The sequence below is a fragment of the Alistipes sp. AF48-12 genome, assembly GCF_003477565.1.
Lineage (GTDB): Bacteria > Bacteroidota > Bacteroidia > Bacteroidales > Rikenellaceae > Alistipes_A > Alistipes_A hominis.
The window spans coordinates 1-19,361 of the sequence record NZ_QUDJ01000026.1 but is presented as its reverse complement, the minus strand read 5'-3'; the positions used below and the strand labels follow the sequence as shown (position 1 = coordinate 19,361).

Here is a 19,361-nt window from a genome sequence, read left to right as displayed (position 1 = left end):
ATACAAAGCGAACCGGACGGACGGCGGCCGATAAAAACAGCGGCATACGTATTTTTTTTTACCTTTGCTGCGTTATAAACTTATAATCGAAAAGAACATGAAGGAAGAATATATCCCGTTCGTCAACGACCTGATCGAACTGGCCATCCGCGAGGACATCGGCGACGGCGACCATTCGTCGCTCGCGTGCATCCCGCACGACGAACGCGGCCGGATGAAGCTGCTCGTCAAGCAGGAAGGCGTCCTGGCCGGCGTCGAAGTCGCCGAAACCGTGCTGCGCCGGCTCGATTCGGAAGCGAAATTCGAAAAACGGCTCGACGACGGCGCGCGCGTCAAACCGGGCGACATCGCCTTTTACGTCGAAGGACGGCTGATCTCATTGTTGCAGGCCGAACGCATCCTGCTGAACATCATGCAGCGAATGAGCGGCGTGGCGACACAGACGGCCGTTTACGTCCAAGAACTGGACGGGCTCAAAACTCAGGTGATCGACACGCGCAAAACCACGCCGGGTATGCGCGTGCTGGACAAGATGGCCGTCCGCATCGGCGGCGGCGGCAACCACCGCATCGGGTTGTTCGACATGGTGATCCTCAAGGACAACCACATCGACTTCGCCGGCGGCATCACGCCCGCGATCCGCAAGACGCAGGCCTACTTGAAAGAGAAAGGCAAAAATATCCCGATCGAAGTCGAGGTGCGGTCGCTGGACGACATCCGCGAAGTGCTCTCGGTAGGCGGCGTAGACCGGATCATGCTCGACAACTTCTCGCCGGAGACGACCCGCGAGGCGGTCGCGTTGATCGGCGGACGGTACGAAACCGAATCGTCGGGCGGCATCACGCTGAAAAACCTGCGCGAATATGCCGAATGCGGCGTAGACTTCATCTCGGTCGGCGCGCTGACGCACCAAATCAAGAGCCTCGACCTGAGCCTGAAAGCGTGTAAGGCCGGCGAATAATCTCTCTTGCCGATGAATTTCGAAACGCGGTATGACCTGTCCCGGCGCGGACGATGCGCCGGACGTTTACTTTTCCTGATTACGATGGCTGCGCTTATCCTGAATCCCGGTGCGGCGGCCCAAGGCCGCTTCGACTACGCCGACCTGCGCGGCGGTTTGTTCACGCCGAAAACCGTCGGCGGCGTCCGCAGTATGCGCGACGGCGAACATTATACGGCGGTCGACAGCGGCCGCATCGTCCGATACAGCTACCGGACGGGCGAACGGCTGGCCGTGATTTTCGACCGCGCGACAGCCACCCCGTCGATAGACTTTACGGATTACCGGTTCAGCGCCGACGAAACCCGCATCTTGCTGTCGACCGACGTAAAACCGGTGTACCGCCGTTCGTTCACGGCCGAATACTGGATATTCGATACGAAAGACGGATCGCTCAGGCGGCTTTCGACGGGCGGGCCGCAGCAACGGCCACCTTCTCGCCGGACGGCCGCCGCGTGGCCTTCGTTCGCGACAACGACCTTTTCGTGGCCGACCTCGCGGACGGCGCCGAACGCCGCATTACCTCCGACGGACGGAAGAACCACATCATCAACGGTATCCCCGACTGGGTATACGAAGAGGAATTCGCCTTCGCGCGGGCGTTCGAATGGTCGCCCGACGGACGGCGGATCGCCTGGCTGCGGTTCGACGAAAGCCGCGTCAGGGAGTACAATATGAACCGTTTCGACGGGAAACTGTATCCGGAAAACTACACGTTCAAGTACCCGAAGGCCGGCGAGGAAAACTCGATCGTCGAACTCTACTGCCACGATCTGGAAACCGGCGAAACCGTCCGGATCGATACCGGCGGCGAAACCGACCGATACATTCCGCGCCTGCTGTGGACGCCGTCCGGAGAGCTGGCTTTCTACCGGCTGAACAGGCTGCAAAATCACTTCGAAGTGTTATTGAGCGACCGCAACGGCGCGACGCGCGTCGTTTACGACGAACGCGACGAACGCTACGTCGAACACGCCGACCGGTCGACCGTCACGTTCCTGCCCGACGGCGACCGTTTCGTCGTCCGCAGCGAACGGAACGGCTACATGCACCTGTACTTGCACAGCATCCGCAAAGGCTTTCTGAAACAACTGACCGACGGACAGTGGGAAGTCACGGCGATGCTGGGCGTCTCCGACGACCGGGTTTACTACTTGTCCACCGAAACCTCGCCGCTCAGACGCGACCTGTATGCGGTCCGACTGGACGGCAAGGATAAGAAACGGCTGACCGGGGGCGACGGCACTTACAACATCCTGCCGTCCGAAGGGTTTCGCTACTACATCAGTTACTTTTCGAACGTCGAGACGCCGGAGCGGATCACGCTGCACGCCGCCGACGGCCGGCTGATCCGCACGCTCGAAGACAACGCCGCGCTACGGGATACGCTGGCGGAGCGGGGCGTACCGGTCAAAGAATTTTTCACGTTCCGGAATTCGGAAGGCATCGAACTGAACGGCTATCTGCTGCGGCCCGGCGATTTCGACCCGGCGAAAAAATACCCGGTGCTGATGACCCAGTACAGCGGTCCCGGATCGCAGCAGGTCGCCGACCGCTGGACGATGGACTGGACGGACGTGCTGGCGCAGCAAGGCTATATCGTCGCCTGCGTCGACGGCCGGGGAACCGGGTTCCGCGGCGAATCGTTCCGCAAATGCACGTACCGGCAACTGGGACGCTACGAAACCGAAGACCAGATCGAAGCGGCCCGCTACCTGGGGTCGCTGCCTTACGTGGACGGGTCGCGGATCGGCATTTACGGCTGGAGTTACGGCGGGTTCATGGCGTTGAACTGCATTCTGAAAGGCAACGACGTGTTCCGCATAGCGATCGCCGTAGCGCCGGTCACCTCATGGCGTTTCTACGACACGGTTTACACCGAAATTTATAACGGTATGCCGCAGGACAATCCGTCGGGCTACGACGACAATTCGCCGATCCGTTTCGCCGACCGGCTCGAAGGAAAACTGTTGATCGCGCACGGCACGGCCGACGACAACGTGCACATTCAAAACACCTACGAAATGGCCGCCAAACTGACCGCGCACGGCAAACCGTTCGAAATGCGGATCTACCCGGACAAAAACCACAGCATGGGCAATGCGCGGCACCACCTGCTGGAACGGTGCATCGAATTCGTAAAAGAAAATCTGTAAAAAAACGCCTCGGCCGTTTGGCGATGCGGCAAAAACTCGTTACCTTGCAGGAAGATAACCTAACCCCTGCAAAGCATGAAAACAAATGCAGCCGTTGCCGGATTGATCGCTCTGGGTTGCCTGTGCTTGTCGTTCAGCCCGCGAATCACGGATTCTCCCGCAGCCGGAGAGACAGCATCTTCATCCGTTTCCGCAAAAACGGATTCTCTGCAAAGGGAAGTCCGCCGTTTCGAAGACACGGTGCGTCAGATGGAAAAAGAACTGGGCTGGGCCGTGTTCGAAGAAGCCACCGAAATCGCTTACCGCAAGGGAATCATCGCCCCGGTCTATTCGTTGGCCGACTATCGTTTCGACATCGCATCCTACAACCTGAAAATCGACTCCTGCAAGGCCTATCGCCGGGCTTTCGACGATGCGGAGGAACAACTGCGCCAGGTGCTGATGCAGGACTCGGCTTACCTGTCGCTGATGCGGCACCTTCCGGAAAAGGACGGGAAACCGGACTATGAACGCCTGAAGGCCGGGCAGGAACTGATATTCACCCGCCTGTCGCACACCTCCGAGGAATACCGCTGGAAGCGGGAGATCCGCGAACGCAGGCTGCTCGAATCGAACACCGCGCTGCTGCGCACCGTCGCTGCGGTCTGCCGCAGGCAAAACCGGGAGGTTCCGCCGTTTCCGGTTCCTCACTTACAGAACAAAATACAGAAAGACGCGGAAGCCATCGGATCGGATCTCGCCACATACCTGTCTCCCGACCAAGAGATGGAAATGAAATACAGCGACGAACTGCGGCAGGCCATCGCCTCGCTGGAAGAAGCTCGCGAAGCCCTGTGGCTGACCCGGCAGGATCTGTACCGTCTGCAGGACGAGCGAAAATAATAATCCGCCGCAGCCATGAAAATCCCGATCTGCCTGATCTTCCCGTTCGTATTGCTGTTCCCGCACGCCCGGGCCGAAAATCCGGACGATTTTTCGCCGGAACGCAAGACATGCATTCTGCACCTGAGATCGGTCAGGGACTCACTCCAAAAAGACATAGACAGCAAAAGGCTGCGGATCAACGCGATCCTGTTCACCGAGGGGATCGCGGAGCTCACGGTTGCCGACCAGCCTTACATCCGGCTTCCGTTCCCGTGCCTCGGATACGACGATCTGGACGATTACGTCCGGGCCGTCGATTCGCTGCAGACGTTCGACCGGAGCTATTATCCGGCCGCCCAGCGACGCAGGGACAGTCTCCTTTCCCTCTCCTGCCGTTACCGGGCCGTTCCGGACGAAACGGACTCGCTGGAACTCGTATTCAAAAAAGCCGTGCTCCGGACGTTGTATGCAGATTTTCGGGCGCACGGGCGGCCGATAAACACGGAATACATCCTGGGGCCGGAGAACACGAACCGGGTCGTGGAAAAAAGCCACGAACGTCGGAGACTCGCGCTGGAACTGGGCGCCTGTGTCGGCTGCTGGATAAAAAACAGATCGCAGCGGCCGCGCTCTGGACTCCGCAATGGAGTCGCTACGTGCAACCGATCCCGACGGCGAACGATTCGCTGCTCGCACGGATACGGCTCCGATCGGTCGATTCGCTCTGCCGCGCGACGGAGCGCAAAAAACTGCAGATCAACAAAAGGGTATACGATTTGATTATCCGCGAGGTAATCCGTACCGGGCGGCCCTTCCCGATGGAGTCGCTCGAAAGATGCGGTTCCATCCCCGTAGCCCGCTATCGGGCGCAGCTTTGCAGGAAAGAAAAAACGGTTCCGGAACAGATCGGATCGTTCGAATTCCAGCTCCGGTTGCTGAAAACGATAGCGACCGACTTCCGGCGGCAGCGGAAACTGTTGCCGGAAGGGGAAGTCACCCAGCTTGCCCGGTACCTCGACATCAACGCGGACGCAAAAATCATGCTGCTACGCGAAGAACTCGACGTCTTGGAACAAAAAACGGAACAGGCGATCGAAACTTACGTAGAACAAAAATACTTGTAAAACAAAACAATATGGAATTTTTAACGGAATATCATTTGCTGGGACTGGTCATCGGGATCGCCACCTTTTTGATTATCGGACTGTTTCACCCGGTAGTCGTCAAAGCCGAATATTACTGGGGAACCGGATGCTGGTGGATTTTCCTCGTGCTCGGAATCGGCGGGATCGCCTGGTCGCTGCTGACCGACAACGTACTGATCGCCGCGCTGGCCGGCGTGTTCGCGTTCTCGTCGTTCTGGACGATCAAGGAACTGTTCGAACAGCAAGAGCGCGTCCGCAAAGGCTGGTTCCCGGCCAACCCGAAACGCCGGACGAAACAAGCATGCCGGACGGAAGAAGAAAAACGGTAAAAACGGCAAAGTCCCCGGTTTCTAATTTAAACCGGGGACTTCTTTATTACTTTCGCCGGAAAACGGTAATCCCGCCCGAAACGATCACTGCTTTTCGAGTTCCAGCAACTTGCTTTTACAAAGCGCGGGACCGGAACGGCTCCATCGATTGTTATCGACCACCCGTCCCTGCTTATCGACCACAACGCAGTGCGGAATCCCATAAATGTCGAATTTAGTACAAAGCAAGTTCCACTGATCGTCGGACAGCCTCAGGCGCTCGCCCTGAATCCGGCGTTCGGAAAGGAACCGATCGTAAGCCGCAAGCGGGGATATTCCTTCGGACGTGATATATAGGAACTTGATTTTCGAATCTTTCAGCTCTTCGACCGTTTGGCGGGCCTCAACCATCCCCTGCCTGCACGGAGCGCATCCGGTGCCCCAGAAATCGATGTATAGCACGTATCCCCTGTACGGAGCGATCAGCTCGTCGAAATAGTCGTCGGCTTTGGTTCGCGGCTCGTCTTTTTCGACCGGCCGGATTACGACCGACGAGGCTTCTTCGTACGCCCGCACGATCCGACCGGTCAGGTACGGCGTCCCGACATACGGCAGCAACCGGGTCATTTCCGCGAAAAGATCCAACCGAAAATTCTCGTTTTGCTGTTGCTGCGACACGAGGCTGTAAAAATAACCGGTCAATGCGTAATCGTAAGCCAGGCAACGGTCCAATCCGTAACGGCGCAGCGTATCGAACGCATTCGCATACATGTATTTTTCGCGCAGCGTATCCAGCCGCGCCTGCTCTTTCGCCCGCTGCGCGTTGAACTCTTTGAGACAAGCCACGAAGCGACGACTGATCATCGTATCCCGGATCGAGACGGACTCTCCCCGGCTCTTGAACGGCAGGCTGTCCAACTCGGCCCGCTGCCCGGGAGTCAGGTCGGGACATCCTTCCCGCACCTTTCCGGCGATATACGCGATCAGCCCCGGCCCGAACAGACCGCTGAATGCGGAAAATGCGTCTGCGATACGGCCTATATTCATCACCGGACTGCTGACGACAAGCCGGCTGATTACCGAATTCGCATCGGACGTAGTAATCATCAGCGGATCGTCGACCCGCTCCATCGTAACGAAATCGTAAAAGGACGCCGGAAGCGGCCGGTAATCGGGATTCCTCTCGGCCTCGTAAACGCCGTCGTCGCGCAACCGACCGTTTATGATTTTCGAATTTTGATTCGCCGACGCATAGTCCAACAAATTACAAAATGCCCGCTGACTATGCTCCGCGTAGAGCAGATCCCGCGTCCGGCCGCTTATTTCGTAACGGGCCGCCAGAGCCGACAACGAATCTTCCGTCCGGCGAAAACGTTCGGCGATCCACGCCTTGTATTCGTCGGCAGCCCCTCTCCCGACGCACTCCTGAGTCCGGCCGTAAACGCTGTCTTGCGCCGGCACGATTCGGTCGGCGATCATCCGGTACATATTGTATTCGGCCGCGCGGCCCATAAACCGCGACCGGCTCCAGTCCTTCATTCCCGATCTGCACTGAGGATTCTGCAGATCCGACATCACGAAACGGCACATCAGCGTATCGCCCGGCTCGACGTACAAATTCCTGATCGTTCCGGGTCCCAGGCTCATCACCAAGGTCTTCGGATGTTCCGTTTCGATTTCGGCGGAAAAACGGCCGTCCGGAAGCACCTCGATCAGCGCCGCGCAATCCCGGCGCGTTATCGGATCGTACGACATCAGGGTTCCCGACGTAAAGCCGAACTGCGGCGTATACCCTTCCAGAATACCCCGGATCACGGCCGTGCCCGGACGATACAGCTCGTTCCGGTACTTCTCCGGATCGTATTTCCACTCCGCCGCCGGCGTAGTGCGGCGCACCAGGTCGCGGCCCAGCGTCGCGAACGTACGGCCATCGGAGCCGAGCAGCAGCGCGCCGTCGCGCCCTTCCTTCAAGCAGAGCGTCGTATCGCGATCGCCATTCTTAAGCTGCACCCACAGCGTTTTTCCTTTGCGGGTCACCGTTCCGTAATCCCAGAAATCGTTCCGCCACACCGCCGTCTGCGGCAGAAAACCGCAGACCCACCGGTTCGAACGTCGGAAGTCATCCAATGGCCCGCAGCCCACGCCGGAAGCGGCGACGGCGCATCCTTCAGCCAAATGCCGTACGTATTTTCGAGCGGTTTCTGTCTGCCGAGAAAATCGACGCAACGCACATCCGCATCCAGCGGTTCGAAAACGAACCGCGCTTTCGACACGCCGGGAGCGGGTAGAAAAACCTCCTTGCCCAGTTCGAACCCTTCGGCCGCCAGCAGCCTGTACCGCCGGTCGCCGCCGCGTTCCCGCAGATAACATCCCGTATCGTAACGGATCCACGAAGCGGGATCGTTGCGTAACGTCACCTCGGCCACCGTCCGCTCTTTTGTGGTTTCGATCCGGTCGAACCGCACGACGTAAACATAATCGTTCCGCACCGGATCGACCGTACGTTTCTGTCCCCAAGCCGCACAGCACAGCAACAAAAACAATCCCGACAACAAACTCTTTTTCATATCGCATCGTTTTAGATTTGCAGGTTTCCGTCCGGAATCCGGACGCTAAACAAATTTAATAAAAATATCCTAAAAAAGCTATTTCATAACACAAAAAGACAACCCTTTCGGATTGTCTTTTAAAACATTTCTCTTTCTGCGCAACAAATACAGCGAATAACCGGGCCGCTATCGATGCCGCGGGACGTCGGTTTCTACTGCTACGCCGCTCCCCCGCCACCCGATCCGGATCGTCGTCAAGGCTCTTTCTCCAGCTTCAGCAATTTACTTTTACAGTGTTTCGGCCCTATCCTGCACCACCCGTTATTATCGACGATGCGCCCCTGTTTATCGACTACGGCGTAATGCGGGATTCCGCCGATGTCGAATTTCGCTTTCAGCAGGTTCCACTGATCGCGGGTAACCCGGATATGCTCTCCCCCGATCCCGTTCTCCGTCAAAAAACGGTCGTAAACCTCGACCGGCGACTGCGATTCGTCGGTAATATAAAGGAACTTGATTTTCAAATCTTTCAACTCTTCGACGACCGGTTTCGCCGCGATCATGCCGCTGCGACACGGCCCGCAACCCGTCGACCAGAAATCGAGGAATAGTACGTTTTCCTTGTAGGGCGCGATCAGTTCGTCGAAATATTCGTCGGCCTTCGTCCGCGGCTTCTGCCGCTCCTGCGTCCGGCGGGTTTCGCAACCCGAAGCATACGACTGCACGATCTTACCGGTCACGTACGGGGTTTTGACATAGGGCAGCAGCCGGGCTACCTCCTCCAGTCGGGCGCTGTCATTCTCCAGTCTGTCACCTTGACCGGCATACCAGCGTGCGAGCGTATAATCGTAAGCCACGCAGCGATCCAATCCGTAACTGCGCAAAGTGTCGAAAGCGGCCCGGTAAAGCGACCGTTCTTGTTCCGACCTGATCCGGGCGATCTCCCGTTTCAAAAAATCCTGCTCCAAAGCCCGGAAACGGCGGATGACGATAGTATCGAGCCCGGCCAATCCGGCGGAATCCCTTTTCCCGGCGATCAACGAATCCAGCGTAGCCATCTGATGCGGGGTCGGCTCCGGCATCGACGCTTTCATCCGCTTGCCGACATCGGCGACCGCTTTCATCCCGAGGAGTCGTATCGTTTATTAAACCCGTTGTATGCGGCGCCTACGAACATGGCCGGGCCGTATTCGAGCCGGTTGATCACCTCGGCAAAGCAGGTTGTCGCGATCATCAGCGGATCGTCGACGAAATCCATCGTCATAAAATCGCAGAACGACTTCGGCAGCGGCCGGTAATCGGGATTCGGCGTCGCCTTATAGGTTCCGTCGGGCCGTTGCGAGTAGGTATACCGGCGATCGGAATGCCGCATCTGGTAATTGAGCAGGTTCCGGTATTCGGCCGTCCGGAAATTCGCGTACAGCAGATTCCGCGTCCGGGCGGAAAATTCATAGCGGGCGGACAGCGCCGCCAGCGAATCGTCCACCTGACGGAGCCGCCCGTCGATCCACGCCCTGAATTCGTCCGAGGCGTCCTTCTCGATGCATTCGCTCATCCGGTCGTAAACGCCCCACGGATTGGGCATCATCCGTTGGGCGATTAAATAAAACTGGTTATGCGGCGCCGAACCTCCCATGAACCGGGAACAATCCCATATCTGTTCATATCCATGTCGCCGGGGATTCTGCAAATCGGTTATACTGTAATAACACATCAGCGTATCGCCCGGCGCCACGAATACATAACCGGAGACGTCTTCTCCGATCTGCATATACAATGCCTGCGGAGCTTCCACCTCCACTTCCACGTCGAACCGTCCGTCGGGCCGGATTTCGATCAGAGAATAAGAATCCCGGCGCAGGACATGGTCGGTCACGCCCAACGAACCGGTCGTATAGCCCAGCTTCGGGGTATAGCCGTCGATCACGCCGCGGATCACCGCTTTCTTTTTACCGTACAGGACGTCCCTGTATTTTTCCGGGTCGTATTTCCACTCCGCCGCCGGCGCAGTGCGGCGCACCAAGTCGCGGCCCAGCGTCGCGAACGTACGGCCGTCGGAGCCGAGCAACAGCGCGCCGTCGCGCCCTTCCTTCAGGCAGAGCGTCGTATCGCGATCGCCGTTCTTAAGCTGCACCCACAGCGTTTTTCCTTTACGGGTCACCGTTCCGTAATCCCAGAAATCGTTCCGCCACACCGCCGTCTGCGGCAGAAAACCGCAGACCCACCGGTTCGAACCGTCCGTCGTCAACCAGTTTCCCGACGCCCAATCCGGCAGTACCGAAGGTTTCTCCGATCTCTCCAGAAAAATTCCGTACGTATTATGCGATTTTTTCCAGCTCGGATCGATGAAATCGACGCAATGTACATCGGCATCGACCGGATCGAAAATGAAACGGGCTTTCATCTCGCCCGATTCGGGCATATACACTTCCTTATTGAGTTCGAAGCCTTCCGCGGCCAACAACCGGTACCGCCGGTCGCTGCCGCAATCTTGCAGATACGTCGTCAGCGAATCGTACCGGATCCAGTAATTCGGGAGGTAGCGCAGCGTCACTTCGGCCACCGTCCGTTTACCGGTGATTTCGACGCGGTCGAATTTCGCCACATAGGAGAAATCGCTCCGGACGGGATCGACGATCCGTTTCTGTCCGTAAACGCTACAAGCCCACAGCAGCAGGAGACCTGCCAGCAGATTCTTTTTCATGACAGAGCAGTTTTAGGTTCGGGCACCGGCACATGCCGACGTATCACAAATATAGCAAAATACACCAAAAAAACCGCTTTGCGACACAAAAAGACACTCCGCCGCGAATTATTTGAAATATTTACGCTGGAACAGCAACAAGTAAATGACGCCGACGGTGATGTAACTGTCGGCGAAGTTGAAGATCGGGCTGAAAAACAGGAACGGCTCCCCTCCCACCCCGGGAATCCACGACGGGAAAACGCCCTCCACGATCGGGAAAAACAGCATATCCACGACTTTGCCGTGCAGAAATCCGGCATAACCGCCGCCTTCGGGCAGGAAAGTGGCGACGCTCGTAAAGGTCGATTCGGAAAACAACAGCCCGTAGAACGCGCTGTCGAGCACGTTGCCGAGCGCTCCGGCAAAGATTAGCGAGAAACCCGCCAGAACGCCGGCCGGCGCCTTTTTCCGGTATAAATAAAAAATATAATACCCCAAAGCACCGATCGCCAGCAGACGGAAAACACTGAGTATCAACTTCCCGTAATTACCCCCCAACTCGAATCCGAACGCGGCTCCCGGATTTTCGATAAACCGGATGAAAAACCAATTCGGAAAAACCGTCACACTCTGATCCAACATGAAATGCGTCTTGATCCAAATCTTAACGATCTGGTCGAATACCAGCAAAGCGACGATCAACAGGATAATCTTCTTTTTACTCATCGTGAAGGGGCTCATTTAAGATCTGCAAAGATTGTCTATTTTTTTGGAAAAGACAAACCCGCAAACAAAAAGCAGACAGCCCGTTTCCGCAAACCGCCCGCTTTCGTTCCGACCTCCCCGTTATTTCAGCATATCGCTCAATTCTGCACCGGCTCTGAATTTGACCACATTCCGCGGGGCGATCCGGATAGCCGCCCCCGTTCGGGGATTGCGTCCCGTACGTTCCGGCTTTTTAGCCACCGAGAACGATCCGAAACCGACCAGTACGATCTTGTCGCCCGACCGCAACGTTTCGCCGGTCACTTCAATGAACGCGTCGAGCGCTTTTTTGGCATCGACTTTCGTAATTTTTGCATTTCGCGCAATGGCGTCAACGAGTTGAGATTTATTCATGACTCTTAAGTTTAGGTAAACACGCTGAATTTCAGCACGTTTACAAATATAGTCATTTATCTCGTAAAAACGAAAAACTTAAAATGGAAAATTCGCCAACCGTCCGAAACGCAAAACAAACGTCCCGCCGCCGGAAAACAAACGGGAGAAAGCGCACTACAAGTTGGAAAAGTAAAATTTCCGTTATATTTTTGTCCCCGGAGAGATGGCAGAGTGGTCGATCGCGGCGGTCTTGAAAACCGTTGAGCTGCGAGGCTCCGGGGGTTCGAATCCCTCTCTCTCCGCAAATAATGCTTATTATCAGCGAGTTACATGACCAACACCCAGGTAATGTATCAGATTAGGGCATAGGATTGCAACTAGCTGAAAATCATTATCAGGACTTAAAGAAAAACATAAAAAGAAGACGACTTTCGGGTCGTCTTTTGTATTTTTGCGCCCGCAAATCGGCTGAAAACCAGCCGAGGGTTCCGGATAGGAACCTTCATGTATCAGATTAGGGCACGAAAAAAAATGACTTGCAAATTTTGCGGAGGAACTTGTATCAAAAAGGCTATCAAGAGAATGGGAAACAACGCTATAAATGCAAACACTGCCACAGGAAACAACAGGCGGATTATTCTTACCAAGCCTATATCCCGGAATTAAACCGGACGATCTCGGAATATACCAAAGAGGGCGTCAGGATCAGAGGCATCGCAAGGTTACTGAAAATATCGACGACTACTCTCATTAGAAGAATCATCTCCATCTCCAAAAATATAACAGCTCCGCATGTAACAGCCAATATAGAATATGAAGTCGATGAAATCAAAACCTTTGTCGGCCGTAAAAAAGATCATATCTGGGTGGCCTATGCTCTGAACTGCGCTGACAAATCCGTCGTCTGTTTCTCTGTTGGACCTCGTACCAATGAAACGCTGAGTAAGGTTACCGATAAACTGACCAATGCCAGATTGATCTATACGGATAAACTCCGGCAATATAAAACACTCATCTCACCGGAAATCCATAGGACTGCTCACCGCGGCACCAACCACATCGAACGTCATAACCTGACCATCCGTACACATATCAAGCGTCTGACCCGCCGCACGATCTGCTTCAGCCGGAAAGCGATAATGCTTTATGCGGTGTTAAAGATTTATTTCTGAGGATAAGATTATCTACGACATGCAAAAACAATCAAGTTTTATTGAGTTAGGCGCAAATTGCAATATAGGAAAACAACGGATATTCCATCTGTATTAATGCGGAATAGTGGCAAACCCAGCCAATAAATTGATTGTAAATATTTAATATACAAATAATTGCGTCCAGAAATGACGTAGCAATTTTGACAATTGAAATATTCTTACCTGCCAAAATCTTAATTGAAAAACGTCAGTACAATGACTGTTTTTGTGTCAAATTTGTCAATACAATTAGAAATAATCCCAGTAATTAGAGCAGAAATATTACGGAGCCTAAAGACTATACAAGTCTAATATTCATGCCTTATTAACCTGTTTATTAGATTAATAATACCTAATTTTAAAACAACTCTTTGGGACTTATCTTCAAAAGCTCGTCGTAAGGAATTCCTCCTGTTCCAACAAGCAACACTTTGTCCGGTTGAAATTTCTCAGCAAATACACCCATCCCCTCATTGTCTGCATGAGCTCCGCTTTTCACCTCCAAACCAACAACCTTACCTCCTTTTTCAAGAACAAAATCTACTTCGAAATTACCTTCATGCCAGTAATACAGATTATATCTATCAAATATGGAGTGATTCATTAAATGTGCTCCCACAGAAGACTCAACCAGTCGTCCCCATAATTTCGGATTGACTACTGTGTCCTCAAAAGTTTCATCGCTTTGTGAAGTCAGCAGTGCATTATTGTAGACCTGAAACTTAGGACTCGACGATCGCTATCGAATCACATTTCCTGCATATTTCTCCAAACCACCCAAGAGGCCGCAGTCAGACAGCAATTTAAGATAATTTGCCAACGTCGTCGTGTTACCGGCATCTTGTAGCTGGCCAATATTTTAGTGAAAGAAAGAATCTGGCCAGAATATAAACAACCGAGTTCAAACAATCTCTTTAACAATGCCGGTTTATCCACGCGAGTCAACATCAGGATATCTTTTGAAATGCTTGTTTCGATCAAAGCATCCTTCATATAGTTTTTCCAACGTTCTTCGTCGGTAATAAGCGAGGCAGCACCCGGATATCCCCCGAAATAAACATATTGCTCAATCGACCATTCGAACGCAGCTTTCATTTCAGCAAAAGACCAATGGCCGAGATAAAATGTTTCGAAACGTCCTGCCAATGACTCTGTGAGTCCTTTCTGAATCAATAATCGGGAAGATCCCAGTAAAATTACTTTAATATTGATATTTTCTCGCGTATCCTTATCCCATTGCTGCTTGACGATCTCACTCCAATTTTCAATCTTCCACGAGCAGATATTCCGACACATTTGCAGCCTTCATTCTAAGCCTAGCTGTCTCCCAAACCTGAGTCAACCATGCCGAGTTAGTCGCCGACACGGCATCCGCAGATTCATATACATTAAGGTAACGAAAGTTTCTGCAGCAATTGATTTACCATCGTGGTTTTCCCCACCTGACGAGGCCCGAGGATTACCTGTATGAACTTTCGTGGCTCTTCGATCCTTGCTTGAATCTCCTTTATATAAGGGCGTTCGTACATAATAAATAAATTACTCAACGACTTGTGTAAATTTACTCAATACTTTTGCGATTACAAAATATAGGGCAATGTTTAAATCTATATGATCGTAAAAATGGAAACAAATATTGCGGAGGCACATGCGTAAAAGACGGAACGCAGAGTAACGGCAGGCAACGCTACCAATGCAAGTCGTGTCATCGAAAACAACAGACACTATATAGTTACGACGCCTACCAGAAAAGAGGGAGCGGCATACGAAGTACAGCACGAATACTGAATATCTCTCCCACAACACTACTTAGCAGAATTGTACAGATTGTTCATACAATCTCGCGTCCGACAGTCATTACTCAAAGCACCTATAAAGTAGATGAAATAAAGAGCTTTATACGAAGAAAGTCCGAACACATCTGGATAGCATATGTCTTGGATAGAAAATCCAAACAGGTCGTCAGTTACAATATCGGCCCACGGACAAACGCCACCCTTAACGTTGTCCTCAAAACACTCCATCTATCCGATACAAAACGGGGTCATACCGATAGATTAAAAAACTATCGCTCTCTAATTGTGACAAAAATCCATCGGACGTCATTGTACGGAACTAATCATATCGAACAACATAACTTAACGATTCGGACACATCTGAAGCGCCTGACTCGAAAAACCATCTATTTCAGCAGGAATGCTGTTATTCTATCTGCAATCTTGAAGATTTATTTCTGGAGATAGTATAATCATCTAACAGTGGCGAATGTGATTATTGAATATCGAATAAAAAATAACCCAGCAAAACAAAATAATCCGATACTGCTCTTTCTTATACTTTAAAAATCGTAAAAACCCGAATTAATCGCTATAAGTTGTAACAACTTAGGTGTAATATACACACTTTTAAAACTGTTATGAATCGGGAAAAACAGATAGAAGAAAGTTTTATTCGGAAACTGACGGAGCAACTAAAATATGTCTATCGTGATGACATTCACGATAGGGCCTCTCTTGAAGCAAATTTCAGGCAGAAATTCGAGACGCTGAACAAAGTAAAATTATCCGATTCCGAATTTGATCGGTTGCTGGAGGAGGTTATCAATCCCGATGTTTTCGTATCGTCGAAAAGGTTACGCGAGCGAAATACATTTACCCGTGAGGACGGAACGCCATTGCAATACACACTGGTCAATATAAAAGATTGGTGTAAGAACGACTATGAAGTAATCAATCAATTACGGATGAATACCGATAACAGCTACCATCGTTACGATGTTATTCTGCTTATCAACGGTATTCCGGTTGTTCAGATCGAACTGAAAACCTATGATGTCAGTCCGCGGCGAGCCATGCAGCAAATCGTGCTGAAATCGGAATACAAGAACGTAACCATTCCCATCAACATCATATTATACATAGAGTCCGTGGACAACTACGTCAAGGTGCATCTTGCCGACGACTCATCGGTGTTCTCCAAGATTCCCCTGCGTGGCATGGAGGAACAGCTTCCTCCGGGAGAGTTCGTCCGCATCCACCGCTCCTTCGTGGTGGCACGCAACCGCATCGCCCGTTTCACGCACTCGGAAGTGACGCTGTCGAAGACGGGCAAGATCTTGCCCGTGGGGAAGAAGTATGCGGAGGAAGTGATGGCGATGCTGGGCGGGAATGGGTAACGAAGCAAGCAGAGCATTACGTAACGTCTCTCCCAATCTCTTCCTATATTGTGCGGGGGAAATGCCCGCCTGCGACTTAAAGAACTTGCCGAAAACGTCAACATTCCGTTTTTCGGATTTTTATTGTTACTATTACAGACATGGAAGCGTTATTTGAAAAAAGCAATATTGAGAAACCCGATGAAGTCTGCAAGTTGGTAAATCGTAACCCAATAATAGAGATTTTCACTGTAAATCACTATCTATCAATGGCTAATTTGTTTTAGTACGTTTTTCAAATAGAACAGGACTTTGAAAGTGCTTCTTGCCATAACTCTAAAGACTTTTTGCAATGATACATGACTTAGAGTTATTCGAGGTTATGAAAAACGATGCAAGAAACGGAAACCCAATACATTAAAAACAAGGTCCGGAAAGAGATTGCGGTAACGATTTGGCAACGCAACTCCTTCCGAATTTTGTCTTTTCACGCGGTTTTAACGCTTGACTATTTTTTGTTAAATATCGTTAAACAGCAGTAATAGTGTTGTTTACACTATTTCATACTCACCCTGTTTTTTAAGGAGACCCGGTTTGGTTATCCCGATAAAATGCCGTAATATTGTATGATAAAACTGCAAAAAGCATATGAACAACAACCGATACTGCATCATCATGGCCGGAGGCGTCGGCAGCCGTTTCTGGCCGATCAGCCGCCGTTCGACACCGAAACAATTCCTCGACATCCTCGGAACCGGAAAAAGCTTCATCCGGCACACCTACGAACGGTTCGCCCGAATCATTCCGCCGGAAAATTTCCTGGTCGTGACCAACAACAGTTATAAAGAGCAGGTATTGCGGCACATTCCGGAAATCGGAGAGCGCCAGGTGCTCGGCGAACCGGTGGGACGCAACACGGCCCCGTGCATCGCCTATGCCGCCTGGAGGCTGAAAACGGTCAATCCGGATGCGACGATGATCGTGACGCCGGCAGACCACCTGATCCTCAACGAGGACGAATTCCGCCGGGCGATCGTCGAAGCGGCCGAATTCGCCGAGAACAGGCGGGCAATGATGACCATCGGCATCCGGCCGAACCGCCCGGACACCGGATACGGTTACATCCAGGTCGACAACCGCTCCGAAACGGACGGCTCGCCGATCTTCAAAGTCAAAACGTTTACCGAAAAGCCGAACCTCGAACTGGCGAGAACATTCGTCGAAAGCGGCGAATTTTTCTGGAATTCGGGCATTTTCATCTGGAAGACCGAAACGATCCTCGAAAATTTCAGCGCCTTTCTGCCCGACCTGCAACAGACGTTCGGGTCAATCGGGGCCTACTACAATACCCCGCAGGAACAGCAGCACATCGAACGCATCTACCCCGAATGCCGCAACGTTTCGATCGACTTCGGCGTGATGGAAAAGGCGCACGACGTTTACGTCCGCTGCAGCGACTTCGGATGGTCGGACATCGGAACGTGGGGATCGCTGTACCAGCATTCGCCCAAAGACGAGAAAGGGAACGTGGAAAGCCGCTTCTGTATGCTGTACGACACGGAAGGATGCATCGTCAAAACGGACACGGATAAGTTGACCGTCATCGAAGGGCTGAAGGATTACATCGTGGTCGACCACAAGGACGTCCTGATGATCTGTCCCAAAGCGAACGAACAGAACATCAAAAAATTCATCGACGACACGAAATTCAAGATCGGGGACGAATTCATTTAAAAACGACCGAAACCGGCCGGTCTTTTACGGAACGGCGGCCGGAAAACGCCGAATCTCAACCGGAAACGACTTCATGGAACTTTACGACTTATATTGCAAATTCCCGCGCATCTCGACCGATAGCAGGCAGGTCGTCGCGGGAGGAATTTTCTTTGCGCTGCACGGGGAAACGTTCGACGGCAACCGCTATGCGGCGGCGGCGGTCGGAGCGGGAGCGGCGGCGGCGGTCATAGACGACCCGGCGGTAACGGACGGAATGTCCGCGGCGGAAAAGGCGAACTATTTCGTCGTACCCGATACGCTGAAAGCATTGCAGGAACTGGCCGCACGCCACCGCCGGCAACTGGGGATTCCGATCCTCGCGATTACGGGCAGCAACGGAAAAACGACGACCAAAGAACTGATCAGCCGGACGCTGAAACGGAAATACCGCGTAGCGGTCACGCAGGGAAATTTCAACAACCACATCGGAGTGCCGCTGACGCTGCTGGCGATGGACCGTTCGGCGGAATTCGGCGTCGTGGAGATGGGTGCGAGTCATTGCGGAGAGATCGCGCTGCTGTGCTCGATCGCACAACCCGATTTCGGACTGATCACCAACATCGGCAAAGCGCACCTGGAAGGTTTCGGCGGCATCGAAGGGGTTATGCGCGGCAAAGGGGAACTGCTCGACTACCTACAGACGCACGGAGGAACGGCGTTCTATTCCAGCGAAAGCGAATACCTCGCGCAGATGATCGGGAAACGAAAAGGATTGCAGGCGGTTCCCTACTCTACGGCGGGGATGACGGCAGCCGAAAAGGGAAACTACCTGACGGTACGGAAAGGCGCGACGGAAATCCGGACGCATCTGGTCGGGGATTACAACATCGGCAACGTGGCGGCGGCCATCGCGGTGGGCGGCCATTTCGGAGTCCCGGAACAGCAGATCGTAGCGGCTATCGAAAGCTACGAACCGGACAACAACCGGTCGCAACGGAAAGCGGGAGCGCGCAACACGCTGATTATGGACGCTTACAACGCCAATCCGTCGAGTATGCGGGCGGCGCTCGCCAATTTTGCGAAAGAACCCTCGGAACAACCCAAAGCGGTCGTGCTCGGAGACATGGGCGAGCTGGGAAAATACGCGGAAGCCGAACACGCCGGGATCGTGGAACTGTTGCAGCAACTCGGCATCGGCGAAGTCTACCTCGTGGGAAAGCTCTTTTCGGAAGCGGGACGCGGAATATACCCGGCTTTCGCGGATGCGGCGGCGCTGAACGAATACCTGCAGGAATATCCGATACACGGCCGCCTGATCCTCGTAAAAGGATCGCGCACGATGAAGCTGGAAAGCGTGGCCGAACGCCTTTAGCGAACAAGGGAAGCGCGCGGGTCGTTGAAAATACGCAGAAGACGGGACGGTCAAACGCGCGGCCGGCGCAAATCCATATAAAACGCCTGCGCCGCCCGGGATAATCCGGGCGGCGCA

The 19,361-nt window shown here is 53.1% G+C and carries 19 protein-coding genes, 1 tRNA gene and 1 pseudogene; 13 read left to right on the top strand and 8 right to left on the bottom strand.

Going from position 1 to position 19,361, the window contains the following annotated elements; genetic code table 11:
* The first annotated feature begins 97 nt into the window (after positions 1 to 97).
* The 6 genes from nadC (at position 98) to DW082_RS13005 (ending at position 5,494) form a co-directional block, all read left to right on the top strand.
* Positions 98 to 961, top strand: a complete 864-nt coding sequence (nadC, locus tag DW082_RS13030) for a carboxylating nicotinate-nucleotide diphosphorylase (RefSeq protein ID WP_118458961.1) — start codon at positions 98 to 100, stop codon at positions 959 to 961.
* 53 nt (positions 962 to 1,014) lie between these two features.
* The gene (locus DW082_RS13025) at positions 1,015 to 3,156 is read left to right on the top strand and encodes a S9 family peptidase (protein WP_259335630.1); all 2,142 of its coding nucleotides are present in this window, start codon (positions 1,015 to 1,017) and stop codon (positions 3,154 to 3,156) included.
* Positions 3,157 to 3,231: 75 nt separating this feature from the next.
* Complete coding sequence (locus DW082_RS13020) at positions 3,232 to 4,038, top strand: hypothetical protein (protein WP_147387050.1); 807 nt, start codon at positions 3,232 to 3,234, stop codon at positions 4,036 to 4,038.
* A 15-nt stretch (positions 4,039 to 4,053) separates the two neighbouring features.
* Positions 4,054 to 4,800: a hypothetical protein gene (locus DW082_RS13015; RefSeq protein WP_118458947.1), complete on the top strand. Its 747-nt coding sequence runs from the start codon at positions 4,054 to 4,056 to the stop codon at positions 4,798 to 4,800.
* Positions 4,797 to 5,144 (top strand): hypothetical protein, encoded by a 348-nt coding sequence (locus tag DW082_RS13010; RefSeq protein WP_118458945.1) that lies wholly within the window; start codon positions 4,797 to 4,799, stop codon positions 5,142 to 5,144. The genes DW082_RS13015 and DW082_RS13010 overlap by 4 nt, the downstream gene beginning before the upstream one ends.
* Positions 5,145 to 5,155: 11 nt before the next feature.
* Positions 5,156 to 5,494: a DUF4491 family protein gene (locus DW082_RS13005; protein WP_055204617.1), complete on the top strand. Its 339-nt coding sequence runs from the start codon at positions 5,156 to 5,158 to the stop codon at positions 5,492 to 5,494.
* Between the two features lie 84 nt (positions 5,495 to 5,578).
* On the opposite strand, the gene DW082_RS15555 is transcribed toward DW082_RS13005, so the two are convergent.
* From DW082_RS15555 to DW082_RS12980, 6 genes are all read right to left on the bottom strand, one after another.
* Complete coding sequence (locus tag DW082_RS15555; RefSeq protein WP_310789627.1) at positions 5,579 to 6,100, bottom strand: TlpA disulfide reductase family protein; 522 nt, start codon at positions 6,098 to 6,100, stop codon at positions 5,579 to 5,581.
* Between the two features lie 1,406 nt (positions 6,101 to 7,506).
* The gene (locus tag DW082_RS15550; protein ID WP_409049082.1) at positions 7,507 to 8,040 is read right to left on the bottom strand and encodes a hypothetical protein; all 534 of its coding nucleotides are present in this window, start codon (positions 8,038 to 8,040) and stop codon (positions 7,507 to 7,509) included.
* 236 nt (positions 8,041 to 8,276) lie between these two features.
* Complete coding sequence (locus DW082_RS12995; RefSeq protein WP_118458942.1) at positions 8,277 to 9,146, bottom strand: TlpA disulfide reductase family protein; 870 nt, start codon at positions 9,144 to 9,146, stop codon at positions 8,277 to 8,279.
* Entirely contained in the window at positions 9,143 to 10,726 is a 1,584-nt protein-coding gene (locus DW082_RS12990) for a hypothetical protein (RefSeq protein WP_118458940.1), read from the bottom strand. The genes DW082_RS12995 and DW082_RS12990 overlap by 4 nt, the downstream gene beginning before the upstream one ends.
* A gap of 108 nt (positions 10,727 to 10,834) precedes the next feature.
* Positions 10,835 to 11,434, bottom strand: coding sequence for a lipoprotein signal peptidase (locus DW082_RS12985; protein ID WP_055205129.1), 600 nt, complete (start codon positions 11,432 to 11,434; stop codon positions 10,835 to 10,837).
* A 120-nt stretch (positions 11,435 to 11,554) separates the two neighbouring features.
* On the bottom strand, positions 11,555 to 11,827 hold the full coding sequence (locus tag DW082_RS12980; protein ID WP_101572448.1) for an HU family DNA-binding protein: 273 nt from the start codon (positions 11,825 to 11,827) through the stop codon (positions 11,555 to 11,557).
* 199 nt (positions 11,828 to 12,026) lie between these two features.
* Between DW082_RS12980 and DW082_RS12975 the strand changes: the two genes are divergently transcribed.
* Together DW082_RS12975 and DW082_RS12970 are read left to right on the top strand one after the other, a co-directional pair.
* Positions 12,027 to 12,111 (top strand) — tRNA-Ser (locus DW082_RS12975).
* 255 nt (positions 12,112 to 12,366) lie between these two features.
* Positions 12,367 to 12,981: an IS1 family transposase gene (locus DW082_RS12970; protein WP_220452661.1), complete on the top strand. Its 615-nt coding sequence runs from the start codon at positions 12,367 to 12,369 to the stop codon at positions 12,979 to 12,981.
* A 379-nt stretch (positions 12,982 to 13,360) separates the two neighbouring features.
* Here DW082_RS12970 and DW082_RS15365 read toward each other — a convergent pair whose 3' ends face one another.
* Both DW082_RS15365 and DW082_RS15360 read right to left on the bottom strand, forming a co-directional pair.
* The gene (locus DW082_RS15365; RefSeq protein WP_310648316.1) at positions 13,361 to 13,699 is read right to left on the bottom strand and encodes a DUF4143 domain-containing protein; all 339 of its coding nucleotides are present in this window, start codon (positions 13,697 to 13,699) and stop codon (positions 13,361 to 13,363) included.
* Between the two features lie 50 nt (positions 13,700 to 13,749).
* Positions 13,750 to 14,298 carry an AAA family ATPase gene (locus tag DW082_RS15360; RefSeq protein ID WP_306345975.1) on the bottom strand — a complete coding sequence of 183 codons (549 nt, stop codon included), beginning with the start codon at positions 14,296 to 14,298 and terminating at the stop codon, positions 13,750 to 13,752.
* Between the two features lie 278 nt (positions 14,299 to 14,576).
* Here DW082_RS15360 and DW082_RS12960 point away from each other — a divergent pair, with 278 nt between their 5' ends.
* From DW082_RS12960 to murF, 5 genes and pseudogenes are all read left to right on the top strand, one after another.
* A complete protein-coding gene (locus DW082_RS12960) occupies positions 14,577 to 15,245 on the top strand; it encodes an IS1 family transposase (protein ID WP_259335629.1) in 669 nt (222 codons plus the stop codon).
* A 173-nt stretch (positions 15,246 to 15,418) separates the two neighbouring features.
* Positions 15,419 to 15,889 (top strand): annotated as a pseudogene (locus tag DW082_RS15355) (type I restriction endonuclease); the annotation flags it as partial.
* Positions 15,866 to 16,177, top strand: coding sequence for a LytTR family DNA-binding domain-containing protein (locus DW082_RS15350; protein ID WP_306345986.1), 312 nt, complete (start codon positions 15,866 to 15,868; stop codon positions 16,175 to 16,177). The pseudogene DW082_RS15355 and the gene DW082_RS15350, both read left to right, overlap by 24 nt.
* A 627-nt stretch (positions 16,178 to 16,804) precedes the next feature.
* On the top strand, positions 16,805 to 17,890 hold the full coding sequence (locus DW082_RS12950; protein WP_172970778.1) for a mannose-1-phosphate guanylyltransferase: 1,086 nt from the start codon (positions 16,805 to 16,807) through the stop codon (positions 17,888 to 17,890).
* Positions 17,891 to 17,963: 73 nt separating this feature from the next.
* Positions 17,964 to 19,244: a UDP-N-acetylmuramoyl-tripeptide--D-alanyl-D-alanine ligase gene (murF, locus tag DW082_RS12945; RefSeq protein ID WP_118458934.1), complete on the top strand. Its 1,281-nt coding sequence runs from the start codon at positions 17,964 to 17,966 to the stop codon at positions 19,242 to 19,244.
* Positions 19,245 to 19,361 lie beyond the last annotated feature (117 nt).

Bases quoted from the DNA above. Each gene is read 5' to 3' on its own strand.
- DW082_RS15550 (WP_409049082.1), bottom strand. From the start codon at position 8,040: ATGAAAAAGAGTTTGTTGTCGGGATTGTTTTTGTTGCTGTGCTGTGCG.
- DW082_RS12980 (WP_101572448.1), bottom strand. From the start codon at position 11,827: ATGAATAAATCTCAACTCGTTGACGCCATTGCGCGAAATGCAAAAATT.
- DW082_RS12985 (WP_055205129.1), bottom strand. From the start codon at position 11,434: ATGAGTAAAAAGAAGATTATCCTGTTGATCGTCGCTTTGCTGGTATTC.
- DW082_RS13020 (WP_147387050.1), top strand. From the start codon at position 3,232: ATGAAAACAAATGCAGCCGTTGCCGGATTGATCGCTCTGGGTTGCCTG.
- DW082_RS13005 (WP_055204617.1), top strand. From the start codon at position 5,156: ATGGAATTTTTAACGGAATATCATTTGCTGGGACTGGTCATCGGGATC.
- DW082_RS12990 (WP_118458940.1), bottom strand. From the start codon at position 10,726: ATGAAAAAGAATCTGCTGGCAGGTCTCCTGCTGCTGTGGGCTTGTAGC.
- DW082_RS13015 (WP_118458947.1), top strand. From the start codon at position 4,054: ATGAAAATCCCGATCTGCCTGATCTTCCCGTTCGTATTGCTGTTCCCG.
- DW082_RS12995 (WP_118458942.1), bottom strand. From the start codon at position 9,146: ATGAAAGCGGTCGCCGATGTCGGCAAGCGGATGAAAGCGTCGATGCCG.
- DW082_RS13025 (WP_259335630.1), top strand. From the start codon at position 1,015: ATGCGCCGGACGTTTACTTTTCCTGATTACGATGGCTGCGCTTATCCT.
- murF (WP_118458934.1), top strand. From the start codon at position 17,964: ATGGAACTTTACGACTTATATTGCAAATTCCCGCGCATCTCGACCGAT.
- DW082_RS15360 (WP_306345975.1), bottom strand. From the start codon at position 14,298: ATGTGTCGGAATATCTGCTCGTGGAAGATTGAAAATTGGAGTGAGATC.
- nadC (WP_118458961.1), top strand. From the start codon at position 98: ATGAAGGAAGAATATATCCCGTTCGTCAACGACCTGATCGAACTGGCC.
- DW082_RS12950 (WP_172970778.1), top strand. From the start codon at position 16,805: ATGAACAACAACCGATACTGCATCATCATGGCCGGAGGCGTCGGCAGC.
- DW082_RS15555 (WP_310789627.1), bottom strand. From the start codon at position 6,100: ATGACCCGGTTGCTGCCGTATGTCGGGACGCCGTACCTGACCGGTCGG.